At 65.4% G+C, this 17,854-nt stretch carries 9 protein-coding genes; 7 read left to right on the plus strand and 2 right to left on the minus strand.

The window, feature by feature from the left end:
* Positions 1-26: 26 nt before the first annotated feature.
* Together glyQ and glyS are read left to right on the plus strand one after the other, a co-directional pair.
* Complete coding sequence (gene glyQ / locus ACTOWK_RS14375) at positions 27-959, plus strand: glycine--tRNA ligase subunit alpha (RefSeq protein ID WP_441330812.1); 933 nt, start codon at positions 27-29, stop codon at positions 957-959.
* Positions 960-1,124: 165 nt separating this feature from the next.
* Positions 1,125-3,293, plus strand: coding sequence for a glycine--tRNA ligase subunit beta (gene glyS, locus ACTOWK_RS14380; RefSeq protein ID WP_441330813.1), 2,169 nt, complete (start codon positions 1,125-1,127; stop codon positions 3,291-3,293).
* Positions 3,294-3,493: 200 nt separating this feature from the next.
* On the opposite strand, the gene ACTOWK_RS14385 is transcribed toward glyS, so the two are convergent.
* Positions 3,494-6,406: a TonB-dependent receptor domain-containing protein gene (locus ACTOWK_RS14385; RefSeq protein WP_441330814.1), complete on the minus strand. Its 2,913-nt coding sequence runs from the start codon at positions 6,404-6,406 to the stop codon at positions 3,494-3,496.
* Positions 6,407-6,651: 245 nt separating this feature from the next.
* Here ACTOWK_RS14385 and ACTOWK_RS14390 point away from each other — a divergent pair, with 245 nt between their 5' ends.
* The 3 genes from ACTOWK_RS14390 (at position 6,652) to ACTOWK_RS14400 (ending at position 13,452) form a co-directional block, all read left to right on the plus strand.
* Positions 6,652-8,676, plus strand: coding sequence for a BamA/TamA family outer membrane protein (locus tag ACTOWK_RS14390; RefSeq protein WP_441330815.1), 2,025 nt, complete (start codon positions 6,652-6,654; stop codon positions 8,674-8,676).
* A gap of 30 nt (positions 8,677-8,706) precedes the next feature.
* A complete protein-coding gene (locus ACTOWK_RS14395; RefSeq protein WP_441330816.1) occupies positions 8,707-12,591 on the plus strand; it encodes a translocation/assembly module TamB domain-containing protein in 3,885 nt (1,294 codons plus the stop codon).
* Between the two features lie 633 nt (positions 12,592-13,224).
* Positions 13,225-13,452, plus strand: coding sequence for a hypothetical protein (locus tag ACTOWK_RS14400; RefSeq protein ID WP_441330817.1), 228 nt, complete (start codon positions 13,225-13,227; stop codon positions 13,450-13,452).
* Positions 13,453-13,831: 379 nt separating this feature from the next.
* Here the strand turns inward: ACTOWK_RS14400 and ACTOWK_RS14405 are convergent, their stop codons facing one another.
* A complete protein-coding gene (locus ACTOWK_RS14405; protein WP_441330818.1) occupies positions 13,832-14,107 on the minus strand; it encodes a hypothetical protein in 276 nt (91 codons plus the stop codon).
* A gap of 466 nt (positions 14,108-14,573) precedes the next feature.
* Here ACTOWK_RS14405 and ACTOWK_RS14410 point away from each other — a divergent pair, with 466 nt between their 5' ends.
* Both ACTOWK_RS14410 and ACTOWK_RS14415 read left to right on the plus strand, forming a co-directional pair.
* On the plus strand, positions 14,574-15,149 hold the full coding sequence (locus tag ACTOWK_RS14410) for a DinB family protein (protein ID WP_441330819.1): 576 nt from the start codon (positions 14,574-14,576) through the stop codon (positions 15,147-15,149).
* Positions 15,150-15,666: 517 nt separating this feature from the next.
* Positions 15,667-17,823, plus strand: coding sequence for a M66 family metalloprotease (locus tag ACTOWK_RS14415; protein ID WP_441330820.1), 2,157 nt, complete (start codon positions 15,667-15,669; stop codon positions 17,821-17,823).
* Positions 17,824-17,854: the final 31 nt, after the last annotated feature.

Consider the following 17,854-nt stretch of genomic DNA (forward strand, 5'->3'; position numbering starts at 1 on the left):
CCGCTTTGCTGCACTGCGATGAGACCATGGCCGCGAGCGACCACCCGACCCCGCTGATCACCTTCCAGAGCATGATCCAGCGCCTGAACGCCTTCTGGGCTGAACAGGGCTGCGTGCTGATCCAGCCGCTCGACCTCGAAGTCGGCGCCGGTACCTTCCACCCGGCGACCTTCCTGCGTGCGCTGGGTCCGGAGCCGTGGAACGCTGCCTACGTGCAGCCCTGCCGCCGTCCCACCGACGGCCGCTACGGCGACAACCCCAACCGCCTGCAGCGCTACTACCAGTACCAGGTGGCGATGAAGCCCAGCCCCGACAACATCGTCGAGCTGTACTTCGATTCGCTCAAGGCGCTCGGCGTCGACCCGATGGTGCACGACCTGCGCCTGGTCGAAGACAACTGGGAATCGCCGACCCTCGGCGCCTGGGGCCTGGGCTGGGAGGTCTGGCTCAACGGCATGGAAGTCACCCAGTTCACCTATTTCCAGCAGGCCGGCGGCCTGGAGTGCAAGCCGGTGCTCGGCGAGATCACCTACGGTCTCGAGCGCCTGTGCATGTACCTGCAGAACGTCGACAACGTGTTCGACCTGGTCTGGACCTATGGTCCCGATGGAACGCCGGTGACCTATCGCGACGTCTACCACCAGAACGAAGTCGAGCAGAGCGCCTACAACTTCGAGCACGCCGACGTCGCCGAGCTGTTCCATCGCTTCGACGCCTGCGAAGCCGAGGCCGCGAAGCTGATCGAACTCGGCCTGCCGCTGCCGGCCTACGACCAGGTCTGCAAGGCCAGCCATTCGTTCAACCTGCTCGATGCGCGCCGCGCGATCAGCGTCACCGAACGCCAGCGCTACATCCTGCGGGTACGCAAGATCGCCCAGGGCGTGGCCGAGGCCTATCACGCGCAGCGCGAGAAGCTCGGTTTCCCCGGCCTCAAGCAGCCGAAAACCGAAGCCGCATAAGGTTCTGAAGCCTTTCTCCCGCGTGTGGGAGAGAGGTGGGGGCGAGAGCCGGCGTGACGTCCGCCGATCCTCCCTCCGAACACGTACCGCTCACTCGAATTCACCCACCTCGCCGCAGCAAGCGCGAGGCGTCTTCCCCGAAGACGAAAACGCAAAGGCATCCGCATGAGCACGACCCAACCTCTACTGATCGAACTGGGCACCGAGGAACTGCCGGTCAAGGCCCTGCCCGGTCTGGCCCAGGCCTTCTTCGACGGCGTGCTCGACGGTCTGCACAAGCGCGGCATCGGTTTCGATCGCGAAGGCGCCAAGCCGCTGTACACGCCGCGTCGCCTCGCGGTGCGCCTCAACGGCGTGGCCACCCAACAGCCCGAGCAGAACAGCGAAGTGCTCGGTCCGTATCTCAACATTGCGCTCGACGCCGACGGCCAGCCGACCAAGGCGCTGCAGGGTTTCGCCCAGAAGGCCGGCATCGACTGGAGCCAGCTCGAACGCACCAGCGACGCCAAGGGCGAGCGCTTCGTCCACCGCGCGACCAAGCCCGGCGCCGACACCGCCAGCCTGCTGCCGGAGATCGTGCGCGAGGCGTTGGCGGCGATGCCGATCCCCAAGCCGATGCGCTGGGGCGACCACGACTACGGTTTCGCCCGGCCGGTGCATTGGCTGGTGCTGTTGCTCGGCACCGAGGTGGTGCCGGCCGACGTGCTCGGCGTGCGCAGCGACCGCATGAGCCGCGGCCATCGCTTCATGCACGACAAGCCGGTCTGGTTCAGCGCGCCCGAGGACTATGTCGAATCGCTGCGCAGCGCGAACGTGCTGGTCGACGCCGACGAACGCCGCGAGCGCATCGTGCGCGAAGTCACCGCCGCTGCGCAGCAGGCCGGCGGCCAGGCGCGCATCGACGAGGGCATCCTCGAAGAGGTCAACGGCCTGACCGAGTGGCCGGTCGCCATCGCCTGCGGCTTCGAGCGCGAATTCCTCGCCGTGCCGCAGGAAGCCTTGATCGCGACCATGGAGGCCAACCAGAAATTCTTCCCGGTGCTCGATGCGCAAGGCCAGCTGACCGAGCGTTTCATCGGCATCGCCAACATCCAGTCCAAGAACGAAGCCGAAGTCCGCAAGGGCTACGAGCGGGTGATCCGCCCGCGTTTCGCCGACGCCAAGTTCTTCTTCGACGAAGACCTGAAGCAAGGGCTGGAGTCGATGGGCGAAGGCCTGAAGACGGTGACCTACCAGGCCAAGCTCGGCAGCGTCGCTGGCAAGGTCGCGCGCGTGGCCGCGCTGGCCGAGGCGATCGCACCGGCGGCCGGCGTCGACCCGGCGCAGGCCAAGCGCGCGGCGGAGCTGTCGAAGAACGACCTGCAATCGCGCATGGTCAACGAGTTTCCGGAACTGCAAGGCATCGCTGGCCGCTACTACGCCCAGGCCGCCAACGAATCGGCCGAGGTGGCCGCGGCGATCGACGAGGCCTATATGCCGCGTTTCGCCGGCGATGCGATCGCGCCGTCGAAGTTGGGCCAGGTGGTCGCGATCGCAGAACGCCTGGATACCTTGGCGGGCGGTTTCGCTGCGGGTCTGAAGCCGACCGGCAACAAGGATCCTTTCAGCCTGCGGCGTAATGCGCTGGGTCTCGCGCGTACGCTGATCGAAGGCGACATCGGTTTGTCGCTGGATGCAGCGCTGGAAGCTGCGATTGCAGCGGCGAGCATCGCTATCGCGACGGAAGAAGCGCGCAAGAAGCTGCAGATCGTCGAAGACGCCAAGAAGCAGGGCGTCGATGTCGGCGGCAAGGCGCAAGGCGGTGCGAACGTGCGGCCCAAGGGCGAGGAACTCTACGAGTTCATCATCGAGCGCTTGCGCAGCTATTACACCGATCAGAGCGTGCCCGGGCAGCAGTTCGACGCCGTCGCGGCGATGCAACTGGCGAAATTGCCCGACTTCGACCGCCGCCTCAAAGCCATCGCCGAATTCGCCAAGCTGCCCGAGGCCGAAGCGCTGGCCGCGGCCAATAAGCGCATTCGCAACATCCTCAAGAAGGTCGAAGGCGACGTGCCGACCGCGATCGATCCGGCGCGTTTCGTCGAGGACGCCGAGCGCGAGCTCGCCGGAGTCGTCGACACGGCGATTGCCGATACCGATCCGCTGCTGGCGCAGCGCGACTATGTCGCCGTGCTCGGCCGCCTCGCCCGCCTGCGTCCGCAGGTCGATGCCTTCTTCACCCATGTGATGGTCAACGTCGACGACCCGGCGGTGCGCAACAACCGTCTGGCCCTGCTCAAGCGTTTGTCCGATCGTCTCGGCAGCGTCGCTGCGATCGAGCATCTGTCGATCTGAGTCCGGCCACATCGTAGACGACGAAAAGCCGGCGCAAGCCGGCTTTTTGTTGCGTGGGATTACCGGTGACGCCGCGACTCGTCGGACGGGAGGTCATGCGACGCACGAATCCCCGGCCCGAGCTGTGTTTCGGTCGCGCATGAAAAAGGAGCCGGCTTGCGCCGGCTCCTCGTTTTACCCTGCAAGCTTCCGGATCGAACTCAGAAGAACTTGTAGTTAAAGCCGACGTAGTAGGCGCGGCCGATGACGTCATACAACGCCGAGCCGAAACCCGTGCCGTACAGATTGACCGGCGGATCGGAATCGAACACGTTGGTGATGCCGGCATAGAGCTGCAGGCCGGTATCCTTGATCGTGTAACTGCCGCGCATGTCGTGGAACACGCCCGAACCAGCGGAGTAGACGTTGATCTGACGCGGGTTCGATTTGAAGCCGGCATTGGTCACGCCTGGAGTGCGCAGACCACCGGATGCGAAACGGGTGCTCCAGTTCACGTCCCAATTGTCGCGGCTGTAGCCCGCGCGCAAGGTCGCTTTCCATTCCGGGAAGCCCAGGGTCTTGTTTTCGTCCGTGGCGTCCTCCGGATCTTCCTGGAACGGGAAGTTGTTGTAGCTCAGCACCTTGGTGGCATTGAGGTCCCAGCGCATGCGGCCACCCCACAAGTCGTGGCTGTAGTACACGGCAATGTCGACACCATCGGTCTCGATCGCCGAGATGTTCTGGTTGGTCGACGTCAGGAAGCTGATCTGGCCGTCCGCGCTGCGCTGGGTGTTGCGGCAGTAGATATTGTCGATGCCGGAGGGCGAGTCGACGCAATGGTCTGCGGTTTCCTGGAAGGTCGGAGCGGAGATCGCGTTTTCGATCTTGATCTCCCAGTAGTCCGCATTGAAGCCGAAGCCTTCGAGGAAGGTCGGAGTGAACACGAAGCCCGCGGTCCAGCTGCGGCCGGTTTCAGCATCCAGATCCGGGTTGCTACCCGAAAGGCCCTCGTTGGTAGCGGAGAACTCATCGGTGAAGGTCGCCGGCAAACCCAGTGCGGCACAATTGCGAGCGCGCACGCCAGGATCCTTCGCGTTCGGAATTTCGGCCGAATCGCAGGGGTCATCGACGAAACCGAAATTCTGCGACTGGCCGCCGAAGAGCTCGTCGATGCCGGGAGCGCGCACCGCTGCCGACATATTGCCGCGCAAACGCAGGCTGTCGTTGATCGCCCAGTCCAGGTTGTAACGCCAGGCGCGGGTGCTGCCAACCGTATCGTACTTGGAGTAGCGGCCGGCGCCACCGATGGTCAGGCTCTTGATCGCCGGCAGGTCGGCCAGCAGCGGCACCGCGACTTCGGCCCAGATTTCCTGGACGTCGTAGCTGCCGCCCGAGCTCGGGATGGCGTTGAGGAAGGTCTCCCCCGCGATGTCCAGAGGATCGTTGATCGCCTGGCTGGTTTCGCGGCGGTATTCCACGCCGGTACCGAAGCTGACCGGACCGGCCTTGAGTTCGAACAGGCTGTTGTTGGTCAGCGAGCCGCCGGCTACGAACTGCGTCAGCCGCGTCTTGGAAATCGTGGAGACATTGAACCAGTTCGCCGCGGCCGGGCTGATCGCGCCATCGCCGAAGATCGAGAACGGAATGCAGTTGGCGGCCACTTCCGGCGAAACTTCGCCGTAACCCTGGTTGCGCAGCAGTGCGCGATTGGTCGCGTTGGGGTCGATTTGCGAGCGGCAGACGATCTTTCCGCTCGCATCCTTGACGGCGTCCAGGCCAGCGTAGAAACGCTCCATATGACGGTTATTGAGATTACGGCGGCGTTCGTGCGTGCGACCGTAATTGACGGACACGTCGTACAGCCAATTGCTCTCGCTACCGAATGCCGAACCTTCGGCGCCGAACACAACGCGGGCGGTCTGGCGGTCGGTGTCTTCGCCACGTAGGCCGGCATCGACGTCGTTGCGCGTCACGTCGATGAACGGACGGGCGCCGATGATCGCAGCCAGCTCAGGCGTGATGTAGGCGTTGTCCCTGGCGATACGGTGCGGGTTGCCGGTGCTGCCGAACGCGGGGGAGAAGAACGACTTGGAATGGACCTTGCTGTACATCCCTTCAAAGTAGAGGCGGTGATCCTGGCTCAGATCGAAGCTGGCCACCGAGCTGAAGGTCGTGCGCTTGTAGTCGGGCTGTAGCAGGAGCTGCTGGTTGCCGTCCGAACGGTCGCAGTCCACGCAATTGCCGTTGGCATCGGACAGGCCGGTGAAGCGTTGCTTGCGCACGCTGCCGTTCGGGTCGAAGACGTAACGGTTAGGACGGTCGAATGCATTGGCACCGACCGAGAAGGAGCCGCCGCTGGGCACGATGTAGCTGCCGCCATTAGGAAGCAACAGGGAGTCGAACTCTCCGCCGGGTGTGCGCACGGTGCGGTAGGCTTCTTTACCGAAGCGATCCTTGAACCACAAGGGATCTTGCTGACTGTGTTCGATCGACACTGCGACATTGCCGCGGTCGTCGGCGAAGTTGGTGCCGGCCGTCAGCGAGAACAGGCGTTCCTTGAAGCCGCCATGCTGGCTGTCGCCGAGCTGGACGTGCGCCTGCGCGCCTTCGTACTTCTTCTTGAGGATGAAGTTGACCACGCCGGAGACGGCGTCGGCACCGTACACGGCCGAGGCGCCGCCGGTGATGACTTCGACGCGCTCGACCCAGTCGGCCGGAATCAGGTTGGTGTCGACCGCAGTCGTGCCGGCGGACGAACCGATCATGCGGCGACCGTTGACCAGCACCAGGGTGCGGGAGGTGCCGAGGTTGCGCAGATCCTGCATCGCCACGCCGGCGGTGCCGATGAAGCGGCCGGAGTTGCCCATCGTGAACGTGGTGGCCAGCTGCGGCATCGTCGTCAGCAGGTCGCCGATATTGATCGCGCCGGTCGCCTTGATGTCTTCGGCGGTCAGGACGCTGACCGGGGACGGGGAGACGACGTTCGGGTTGGAGATGCGCGAACCGGTAACGGTAACGGTTTCGATCTTGGTGACGTCTTCATTCGAAGCCGTTTCCGCCTGCTGTGCATAGGCCGGCGCGACGACGCCGACCAGTGCCGTGCAAACAGCAGTGGTGAGTAGTTTTCTGTTCACGAAGTGGACTCCTGAAATATGCAGTGACATTGCTTCCCTACCGTGTGACTTCCCTGATGGCTGGGAGTGGTGGATTGGCTGTTATTTAGGAGACCCCGATGAGCCCGCAGCACAGCCCCCAGCGCTTGCGGTCAGTTCCCCCGAGGCCGAAATTACGACTTCTTAACGCGAGATGCAACGAATCTGCAAAGTGGCTGAACAAAATACGTAAGCAATACAAGCCTTTACCGGTTATCCTGGTAGCTATGCCATTGATCCCCCGCCTTTTTTTCGCCGTCGCCCTGGTACTTGGAGCCGCCGGCACGGCCCGGGCGGCCAAAGTCAGCAAAGTCGAGATCGTCGGCCTTGATGAGGCCATGACCCAAAACGTCCGCGTTTCCCTGTCCCTGGTCGATACGATCGGCAAGGACGTGTCCGGGCGCCGCCTGGGCTATCTGCTGCGCGAGGCCGAAAACGAGGCCCGCGAGGCCCTGGAGCCGTTCGGCTACTACTCGCCGACGATCAAGGTCGAGGATTCGCGGGGCACCCGCCGCCGCGATCCGGCGGTGCCGGCCGACTCCAGCCCTACTGAAGCCAGCCCTACTGAAGCCAGCCCTGCTGAAGCCAGCCCGGCCGAACCGGCCGAGGCCGGCAGCGGCCAGGACTCGTCGAGCCAGGCCTTGTCGAGCCAGCCCCTGTCGAGCCAGACCCCATCGAGCCAGACCCCATCGAGCGAGGACGCCTCCGCCCAGGACCCCGCCGCCTCGGCGGCGACCCCCTCGGTGCCGATCACCGTCACCCTGACCATCGACAAGGGCGAACCGGTCAAAGTGCGGCGTTCCGATATCGCCATCCTCGGCGCCGGCAGCGACGACCGTTACCTCAACCAGGACCTCGAAGCGTTCCGCCCCGGCCCGGACCAGGTCTTCAATCACGAGCTGTACGAGGCCAGCAAGACCAAGATCACCCGGCGTCTGGCCGAGCGCGGTTACTTCGATGCGGATTTTTCTTCGCGACGGGTGGAAGTGACTCGTGCCGAGCACGCCGCCGACATCGACCTGGTCTGGACCAGCGGCCAGCGCTACGACATGGGCCCGATCACCTTCGAGCAGACGCCCAAGCGGATCATCCGCGACAGCCTGCTCGAGCGCTTGGTGTACTGGGAACAGGGCAGCTACTACCACCAGGGCAAGCTCGACCGCTTCCGCGAATCGCTGTCGCGGCTGGATTATTTCGCCAGCATCGACATCGAACCGCAGCCGGACCAGGCGGTCGACGGCCAGGTGCCGGTCAAGGTCGTCCTGACCCCGGCCAAGCGCAGCATCTATACCGCCGGCCTGAGCTACGGCACCGACAGCGGTGCCGGCGTGCGCCTGGGCCTGGAGCGGCGTTACCTCAACGACCGCGGCCACAAGGCCCTGGCCCAGATCGACTTCGCCGAACGCCGCAAGACCGCGACCCTGCAATACCGCATCCCGGCCTTCGCCTGGCTCGACGGCTGGTACACCTTCAGCCTGCAGGGCACCGACGAGCAGACCGACTACATCGATTCGCGCCGCATCGAACTGGTCGCCAGCCGCAGCGGCAAGATCAACCAGCGCTGGACCGCGACCGCCTCGGTGCACGGCCTGCGCGAGCGCTGGGCCTATGCCGACGAGGACGACGACGATCCGACCACGCCGGTCGATTACCGCTCGGCGACCTTCTTGTACCCCTCGTTCCGGGTCGAGTATGTCGATGCCGACGACCGCTTGTATCCGCGCAACGGCATCGCCGCCACCGCGATGCTGCGCGGCGGCCTGGAAAGCGTCGGTTCGGATGCGAACTTCCTGCAGCTGCACACGACCGCGCGCTGGTACAAGGGCCTGGGCCCGCGCAGCCGCCTGATCACCCGCGTCGAACTCGGTCACACCTTCACCGACGCCCTGGTCGACATGCCGCCGACCCTGCGCTTCTACGCCGGCGGCGACCGCAGCATCCGCGGCTACGAATGGCGCGAAGTCGGTCCGCGCATCCCGGCCGTCGACGGCCGCAAGGCCTTCGCGCTCGGCGCCAAGAACGTGGTCACCGGCAGCGTCGAGTACGAGCAGTACTTCAACGACAGCTGGGGCGCGGCGGTGTTCGTCGACAGCGGCAGCGCGTTCGACAACACCCCGAAGTTGCGTACCGGCGTGGGCGTGGGCTTGCGCTGGCGCTCGCCGGTCGGCCCGTTGCGGGTCGACATCGCACGCGGCCTGGACGACCCGGATTCGGGTTTCCAGCTGTATCTCAACATCGGCGCCGATCTCTAAGGCACGCGGCCAGGACGACCCTGCAACGACATGAGCGATACGCCGAAAACTCCCGAACAACTGTTGCTCGAACGCCGCCAGCGCCGCCGCGCGGCGGCCAAGCGCTGGGCCTGGCGCAGCAGCTTCGTCGCCGGGGCCTTGACCCTGTTGATCGCATTCGGCGTGTACTGGTTGATCAGCACGATCGCCGGCCGCGACCTGCTGCTGGCGCAGATCGTCGCGCGCCTGCCGGCCGATTCGACCTTCACCTGGACCGCGGCCGAGGGGCCGGTGTCGGGGCCGCTGACCTTGCGCGGCGTGCGCTTCGCTTACAAGGGCACGGTATTCACCGCCGAGCGCATCTTCGTCGATCCGGCCTTGAGCCCCCTGCTCGGCCGCAAGCTGCGCCTGGACGCTCTGCAGGTCGAGAACGCCACCCTCGACCTGCCCAAGAGCGACGAGCCCTTCGAGTTGCCGAGCTGGCCGGAGGTGCTGCCGCAGATCGAACCGCCGTTGGCTCTGCAGGCCGATGACGTGCGCATCGACGGCTTCAAGCTCAGCCAGCTCGGTGAGCCGCTCATCGACGTGCGCCGCTTGCGCGCCGGGCTCGATGCGCAGTCGGGTAAGTTGCATGTCGAGAAACTCGAAGCGCTGACCGACCGCGGTCGTTTCACCGTGCACGGCGAGTACGAGCCGCGCAACGACTTCAAGACCGACCTGGTCGCCACTGTGGTGCTGCCGAGCGTGCCGGGGCGCACGCCGCCACGGCTGGGCCTGGTCGCGCGCGGCGATCTGTCGCGCATGGACGTCGCCATCGCCGGCGCCGCCCCCGGCCCGGTGCGTGCCAGCCTGACGCTGCGCGGCAAGGACGATCCGCGCTGGCAACTGCGCGCGCGCGCCGATGCGCTCGACATCGGCCTGTTGCTTTCGCCCGACGCCAAGCCCAGCGACACGCCGATGGCGCTGCGTTTCGACGCCGGCGGCGTCGGCGGCAACGCCGATCTCAGCGGCGAATTCCGTCAGGGCGATATGGCGGTGACGGTGCTGCCGTCGAAGATCGCGCTCAAGGATCAGGTGCTCGACGTGCAGCCCCTGGCGCTGAAGCTGTTCGACGGCACCGCGACCCTGCGCGGCCACGCCGATTTCACCGATGCCGACAACGGCCAATTCAAGTTCGCGGTCAACGCAGACAACCTGCGTTGGGGCGGCCAGCCCGCGGCGACCACCGCGTCCGTGGCCGCGATCGCGAAACCTTCGCGCGCGCCGCAGGCGCCGGCCACGCCGGCAGTCGTGCTGGAGACCGCGCAGCTCGGTTTCGCCGGCACCGTCAAGGCCTGGGCCGCGATCGGCAACGCCCGTTTGCTGCGCGACAAGCAGGCCGCGACGGTCGAGTTCGACGGCCGCGGCAACGACCAGCGCATGAGTCTGAAGACGCTCAAGGCGAAGATGCCGACCGGCCAGCTCGACGGCAGCGGCGACGTCGCCTGGGCGCCGGCGCTCGGCTGGAACGTCAAGGCGACGCTGTCGGGTTTCGACCCCGGCTATTTCGCTCCGGAATGGAAGGGCGCGGTCGACGGCCAGCTCGCCAGCACCGGCGCCACGCGCGACGACGGCGGCCTGGAAATTCGCGTCGATGCCGAACGCCTGGGCGGCCGCCTGCGCGACCGGCCGCTCGGCGGCCGCGGCCATTTCGCGATGCACGGCGCCGCGACCGGCAAGAGCGACGACGCCTATGAAGGCGAAGTCGCGCTCAGCCTCGGCGGCAGCCGCGTCGACGCCAAGGGCAAGCTCGCCCAGGCGATCGAACTCGACGCCAAGCTCGCGCCGCTGCAGCTCAACGACCTGTTGCCGAACACCGCCGGCAGCCTCAAGGGCACGCTCAAGCTCAGCGGCGCGCACGATGCGCCCAACATCGATGCCGACCTGACCGGCAGCGGCCTCAAGTACGGCGACTACACCGCCGCGAGTTTCAGCGCCAAGGGTCGGCTGCCCTGGCGCGGCCGTGGCGGCGAACTGGCGCTGCGCGCGAGCGATCTCAACGCCGGCATCGCTTTGTCGTCGCTGAGCGTCGACGCGCGCGGCGCGGTCGAATCGCTGCAACTGCAGGCGCAGGCCGACAGCGAAGTCGCCCAGCTCGCGCTGGCCGGCAACGCCGACAAGCGCGGCGCGACCTGGCAGGGCGCGCTGGCCTCGCTGCAGTTGACGCCGAGCAAGGGCGCATCGTGGCGTCTGCAGCAGGCCGCGCAGTTCCATTGGGACGGGCGCAATGGCGCGTTGACGAATGCCTGCCTGGCCTCGAGCAGCGGCGGTTCGTTGTGCGCCAGCGCGGACTGGCCGCGGCGCGGTGTCGAACTCAAGGGACAGGGGCTGCCGTTGTTGTTGGCGCAGGCCTATCTGCCCGAGCGCGCCGACAAGCGGCCGTGGCTGTTGCGCGGCGAGATCGCGCTCGACGGCGAACTGCGTCCGGTCGGCAATGGTTGGCGCGGTCAGGTCGAAGTCAGTTCGAGCGGCGGCGGCCTCAAGTTCAGCGAACGCGCGCGCCGTGAGCTGCTGCGCTACAACGCCCTGTCGCTGAAGGCGACCTTCGACCCGAACAAGCTCAACGCCGAACTCAAGGCCGGTTTCAACGACGACGGCCACATCGACGCCAAGGTCGCCACCGGCTGGGACGCGTATGCGCCTCTGTCCGGCGACGTCGCGGTCGACACCGACGAGCTGACCTGGCTGGAGATGTTCTCGCCCGACATCGTTGAACCCAAGGGCCGCCTGGAAGGCCGCATCAGCCTGGCCGGCACGCGCTCGCAGCCCTTGCTCGGCGGTCAGGCGCAACTGAGCCAGTTCACCACCGAGCTGCCCGCGCTCGGCATCGTCCTGCAGAACGGCAACGTCCGCCTCGATGCGCAGAGCGACGGCAGCGCGCGCATCGCCGGCAGCGTGCGTTCGGGCGAAGGCACCTTGAACATCGACGGTACCCTCGGCTGGCAGGGCGACGACACGCCGCTGGTGCTCAATCTGCGCGGCACCAACGTGCTCGCCTCCGACACCCGCGACCTGCATGCGATCGCCAACCCCGACCTGACCGTGCGCTACGCCGCCAAGCAGCCGCTGCAGGTCACCGGCACGGTCACCATTCCGACCGCGCGCATCGACCTGGAGCGCCTCGACCAGGGCGTGTCGGTGTCCGAGGACGTGGTCGTGCTCGACCCGGTCGACCCGGAAGACACCGGCGCTTCGCCGCTCGACCTCGACCTGACCCTGGTCGTCGGCGAGCAGGTCAAGCTCAACGGCTTCGGCCTCGACGGCAAGCTCGGCGGCCAGATGCGGGTGCGTTCGCGCCCGGGCCGCGAAATGACCGCGAACGGTGCGCTCAACGTCGAAGGCCGCTACACCGCTTACGGCCAGAAACTGCAGATCACCCGCGGCCGCCTGGCCTGGAACAACGGCCCGGTGTCGGACCCGATCCTCGATGTGCGTGCCGAACGCGAAGTCGGCGCGGTCACCGCCGGCGTCGACATCAGCGGCCGGGTCAGCTCGCCTCAGGTCAACGTCTGGTCGAACCCGGCCAGCTCGCAGTCCGAGGCCTTGGCTTACCTCGCACTCGGCCGGCCGCTGTCGTCGGTCAGCGGCGACGAAGGCCGCCAACTCAACGCCGCCAGCGCCGCGTTGTCGGCCGGCGGCGGCATGCTCGCCTCGCAGCTCGGCGCCAAGATCGGCCTCGACGATGCCGGCGTGATGGAAAGCCGCGCGCTCGGCGGCTCGGTGCTCGGCGTCGGCAAATACCTGTCGCCGCGTCTGTATGTCGGCTACGGCGTGTCCCTGCTCGGCACCGGCCAGGTACTGACCTTGAAATATCTGCTGCGCAAGGGCTTCGACATCGAGATCGAGTCGAGCACGATCGAGAACCGCGCTTCGATCAATTGGCGCAAGGAAAAGTAAGCGGGTGCTTGGGATTCACGCAGCACACATTGCCTGACAAGGAGCGTGTAACAACCCTGTCTTGGCCGTCGCTCAAACAAGCGATGCAGTGCATGGGGGGGGCGGTGATGCAATCGGCAGTCGGTATTGGAAGCCAGAGCCGAGACAGCGACATGGCGTCTTCGGCAACTCTGCCGATAGGGTCGCCTATCTATTGCGCCGACCTTGCCTGGTGCATTTGCCTCGTTACGAGACAGTTCCGCGCCTGCCCGCGAGTCGTATCGCGAAAATTTCGGGGATAGCCAGCTTGATGACTAGCAAAGGATTAGTAGTCGTTAGATGCGTAGCGTTAGGGCTTGGATTGTCCTACATGGCTCGCGAGCTATCCGAACACCTGATGGCTGCCTTTCCGCATCATGCACCCGAAATTGATTGCGGTATCGGTCTGATACTCGTTTCTTGCGTTGGCATCTTCTGCCTCGGGCCGATCTTTCGTTGCTATACCGACCGGCCTGGTAAGAGCGAAGGCGACGATACGTTGAGAGATCGGGCGGCGGCGGACGAAGGCGATGGCCAATAGCTAGGATGAGCTTTCTGCCGGGAGCCCTGTTGCGGGTCGTGCCGCGAAGGCCGTCTGAATCCAAGGAGGTGGCGATGTACAAAAAGATTTCGAGATGGTTCTACGCTCTGTTTACGCTCTCGATCTTTGCGAGGTGCGTTTTCTACGTTGGGATAAAGTTGTACCTCGGAGAGCCGATCAGCGGAACGGATGCTGCGGTAGCAGGCGGGATCGGCGCGGTATCGCTTTATTTGAGCTATATGTTCTTCAGCAAGATATTCGAGCGAGCCGATGCCGGATGCTCTCTGCCGAATGAAGACTAGACCATGTTCATTCGCCGTCGTGAGTACGGCCCCGTGCCCCGCAGGCTGCGGGTTTGCGAGCCCATGAGATACCGATCTGGCGATCGGCCCGGTAACGACGGGTAGCGACGTCCCGACTCCGGGTATTGTGATGCTTGCTCCAGATGATCCTGCTGCGACTGGCCGAGGAGACTTGTGAAGAAATTTGCCGTTGCCGTGGTGCTTCTCGGGCTGTACTTTCTCGGCGTAGTAGCGGTGTGGCACGTCCCTGCTCTCAAGAGCAGTGGGTTGACCGTCGTTTTCGCTCTTGTGTGGTTCTTTGTTGTCACCAAGACAGTATCTTGCATCGCCGCAAAGCTTGGTTGGACTGAACCCGAGCCGAGGTAAGGCGTAAGGTGGGTTAAACCCGCTTTACAAGTGGTGGCGATGTATAAGCCGTCCCTCGACCCGCCGCGAAGGGCGAGGCATTCGACTTGAAGATGTGTTCATCAACTTCGTTCTCAGCTATGTTCTGGGCGTCGGAACGGTATCGCCAGGCGCTCGGCCATTGAGCCGATATCCTGAAATGGCCGCGTTCGTTGCAGCGGCGCAGTTTTCGGTCGGCGCGGCTCATCCAGTCTGGCAGCTGACCTGTCTGGCCGGCTTCTGCAATGGTCTGCAGTAAAATCGTGAACATTACGTTGATCGCGTCTTGCGCGAATATCACGCGGAAATAAAAGTACCCATGACACCTTCGCCATTAGTCCGCCATATAGGGGTCGCTAGTGTCTCGCTAGCGATCTCGTTGGGCACAGTGTGGCTGTATGCGCGCTTGGGGCAGCCGCGCCTGGGTGCGATCTACGAACTCCTGTTTCTTGTCGGCATATACGCAGGGTTTATATGGGCTAGCTGGCCCCTATTTGCTGAACAAAGCACGCTGGAAAAAGCCGTGGGGCGGATCATTTTTTCAGGGCTTGCAACGGCGACTTGGTTGCTTCTCAGTTTTTGTGCGGCTGTTGCGCTTCAACTTACGATGGGTGGGAGCCTATAAGCAGCGGCACGAGAATTGTCGGGTGTCGGTTTCTACTCGTTTCTTCAGCTGACTTCTTTATCAGGGGCCGATATTTCCCTGCTTCCAAGACAGGGGCTGGAAGAATAAAGGCATGATGCCCAAGCTAAAGGAGTTCTCCACGATGAATCTGCGCGAACATGCTGTGTTGATGGCCGGCTACAACCGTTGGATGAACGACAAGGTGTATGCGGCGGCCGCGCGGTTGCCGCACGAGGCGGTGGCCGAGGATCGCGGTGCGTTCTTCGGTTCGATCCTGCGCACGCTCAATCACCTGCTGGCCGCCGATCTGATCTGGCTGCACCGTTTCGCCCGCTTTCATCCGACACGTTTCGAGGCCTTGGAGCAGAATCGCACCACGGCGCCGCCGACCGCCATCGATCAGCTGCTGCACGATCGTCTCGCGCCCTTGCAAGCGCAGCGAAGCGAACTCGATGCGCGGATCGAGGCGTGGGCCGGGTGCTTGACCGATGCGGATCTCGACCACGTGCTGGTCTATGCAAATACCAAGGGCGTCGTTTCGCATCGCGATTTCGGCGGCCTGTTGATGCATTTCTTCAACCACCAGACCCATCACCGCGGCCAGGTCACGACCTTGTTGAGCCAGGTCGGCGAGGATGTCGGCGCAACCGATTTGATGTTGCTGCTGCCGCAACACGCGCCGGACTAAGGGCCGAGGTTTCGCTGGGTTGCTGCGTCAGCGGCTTCGCCCGCGATGCGGCCTGAATGCGCGGCGCCTTTCGCGCAAATCCGCGCGCAGTGCACGAATCCGGGCCATGCGAGCGGCGGCTCCGTGCAGATGGCCGATGCTGTCGCCGCGACAGCGAAATGTTTTGACGCGCCACGCTCGTGTCGTCGTTACGCAGCATTCCTGCTTCCGGATTGTGCGCGCAGTCACGACTCGCGCGTGCGACTACGCGCAGGCCGCGCGCGTGGTTGCGACGAGCTGTGCTAACGAAGCGTGGGCAAGGCTTGCACGCACTGCGCTTGCACATGCGTTGGCGTCGCGCTTGGCCGTGCGCAAGCTGCGAATGGCGAGGACGCGTCACGATTGCATGGGTATCATCCGGCCCGCCGGATCGTGGGGAGACGATCGTGCCGATCGGCGACGGCTCATACGCAGGACGCTCATCCATACGCCATTCACTGGCGCGGGCGCAGAGGTTCGCGCCACAGGGGGAACCATCATGCAGACACCTCGCTTCACCACGACCGTGTTGTGGCTTTCGATCGCACTGAGCTTGAGCGCCTGCGGAGGCGGCGGTGGCGACAAGAAGGGCGGCGAAACTTCGCCGGCCCCGGGCACGCCGCCCGGTACGCCGCCGGCCACGCCGCCCGCGCCGCCGCCGGGAGCGGCTGCGCTGGAGATCGCTCAACTCGAACTCGCCCAGACCCATGTGCTGCCGGAAGCCGGGCTGAGCTGGAGCCTGCGCCAGGCCAACGAGCGTTTGCACTTGGTCGGTGGACGCGAAGCGCTCGCGCTGCTGCGTCTGTCGGCGGATAACCTCGGTAATCCGCAGTTGGAAGGCTGGGCCAACGGCGTCCAACTCGGCACCGTTGCGCTGTCGGCTTCGATTCCCGCCACCGAGGCCGGCGGCGCGGCCTATCCGGGCGCGCGCTACAGCGCGAGCTTGCCGGCCGCATGGCTGGTGCCCGGTTTGCAGTTGCGCGTGCGCGCCGACAATTACCGCGCCAGCGCTTTCCGCACGCCCACGATCGGTGCCGACAGTCCGGTGACTCTGCGCGTGCTGCCGATGTATCTGTTCGGCGCGAACGAGAGCAACTCGGTACCGTTGGCGACCTCCGGCGCGCCCGATGCCGCCACGGTGACCGAGATCTTCGCGAAATGGCCGGTGGCCAGCGTGGTCGCGCAGAACCATCCGGGGCAGCGCGCGGTGTGGCCGACCTTGTCGATCAAGCCGAACGGCGGCAAGCCGGCGTACTTGGCGCGCAGCACCAACGACGAGCAGGGCAGTTACCAGATCATGGGCGCCGCCTTGGACTTGCTCGGCGGGCTACTCGGCGCCAACGGCGAATCTTCGGGGCCGGTGCAGTATTACGCGCCGCTGATTCTGTTCGATGCCACCGGTAAGCTGAAGCATCCCGGTGGCGGCCTGGGTTCGATCGGCGGCGACACCGGCGTCGGCGATCACGGCTATTCGGGCATCTTCATCCACGAGCAGGGCCATGCGATGGGCCTGCCGCATCAGGGCGGCGCCTACACCGACGGCAAGTATCCCTATCTGGCCGGCAGCTTGAATGGATCGGTCTGGGGCTACGACAGCACGCGCAAGGAGTTCCTGGCGACGTTCGTGCCGGCCACCGCCTCGCGTTACAGCAAGTGCGCCGGCGATACCTTCGACAGCACGCCCCGCCAGCTCGATGCGCAAGGCCGCTGCATCAAGCAGGACCCGATGCAGAGCGGCGCCGGCGACGAAGCGCGCGGTTATCGTTTTGCGACCTTCTCCGATTACAGCGTCGCGATGATGCAGCGCCATCTGGAGGGCACCACCTCGACCGACAAGAACGGCGCGCGCGTGTACTCCGGCGGCAGCATCGTCGCCGATGCCGGCTTCCCCGGCGGTTACAAGCGCTGGGACGGCATCGACCGGCGCTGGATCGAGGTTGCGCCGAAGACCACGGACAACGGCCTGTACGGCTTCAACCAGGGTTTGCCGGAGCAACGCGACGTAGCGGTGCAGGCGATCGCGATCGCCTACAGCCGGGCCGGTACGGCCAACGTTTCGCAGATCTATCCGCCGATGGGGTTCCGCGGCAACCTGCTGCGCTACATCGATCCCATCGACGCGGCGCAGCGCGCCAGCATCGTGCCGAACACCGGGACGTATCCGTGGTACTGCCATAACGGCGGCTGCGACTACACCTTGCGCGTGACCTACGCCGGCGGCGGCGTGCGCCATGTGCTGCTGCAGGGCGGGTTTCGTCCCTGGTTCGGCCCGACCACCGCGCCATCGGCCAGTACCGGCGATCCCAACAACGGCGACAGCTTCCGCACTTGGGTGGTCAACGTGCCGGCCGACAAGGCGATCACGCGGATCGAACTGCTGGATTCGCCGAAGGGCTGGGAAGGCCTGCCGGCTGCGCCGACGGTGTTGTTGTCGCGGCAAGTGCCGGCGGTGAGCGCCCGCGCCACCGAAGCCGGCGCGAACGATGCCGCCTGCATCGAGTTGGCCACCGTCGCGGTGCCGCTCAAGGCCGCGCCGGAGCCGCGCTGCGCGTCGACGCCGCGTCCGGCGGCGTTGCCGGCGAGCGAGGCGTCCGCATCGCAACCGGCGGCGGACCTGCGTCTGCGCGATTGGCTCAGCAGCCTGCTCCGGCGCTGAGGCCCGCGCGTCGCTATAGCGCCATGCCCCG

Source organism: Lysobacter sp. CA196 (assembly GCF_052078695.1).
Taxonomy (GTDB): domain Bacteria; phylum Pseudomonadota; class Gammaproteobacteria; order Xanthomonadales; family Xanthomonadaceae; genus Lysobacter.

What these genes read in the sequence shown, in the direction of transcription:
- glyQ (WP_441330812.1), top strand. Translation starts at nt 27, where the DNA reads ATGGCCGCGAGCGACCACCCGACCCCGCTGATCACCTTCCAGAGCATG.
- glyS (WP_441330813.1), top strand. Translation starts at nt 1,125, where the DNA reads ATGAGCACGACCCAACCTCTACTGATCGAACTGGGCACCGAGGAACTG.
- ACTOWK_RS14390 (WP_441330815.1), top strand. Translation starts at nt 6,652, where the DNA reads ATGCCATTGATCCCCCGCCTTTTTTTCGCCGTCGCCCTGGTACTTGGA.
- ACTOWK_RS14395 (WP_441330816.1), top strand. Translation starts at nt 8,707, where the DNA reads ATGAGCGATACGCCGAAAACTCCCGAACAACTGTTGCTCGAACGCCGC.
- ACTOWK_RS14400 (WP_441330817.1), top strand. Translation starts at nt 13,225, where the DNA reads ATGTACAAAAAGATTTCGAGATGGTTCTACGCTCTGTTTACGCTCTCG.
- ACTOWK_RS14405 (WP_441330818.1), bottom strand. Translation starts at nt 14,107, where the DNA reads ATGTTCACGATTTTACTGCAGACCATTGCAGAAGCCGGCCAGACAGGT.
- ACTOWK_RS14410 (WP_441330819.1), top strand. Translation starts at nt 14,574, where the DNA reads ATGATGCCCAAGCTAAAGGAGTTCTCCACGATGAATCTGCGCGAACAT.
- ACTOWK_RS14415 (WP_441330820.1), top strand. Translation starts at nt 15,667, where the DNA reads ATGCAGACACCTCGCTTCACCACGACCGTGTTGTGGCTTTCGATCGCA.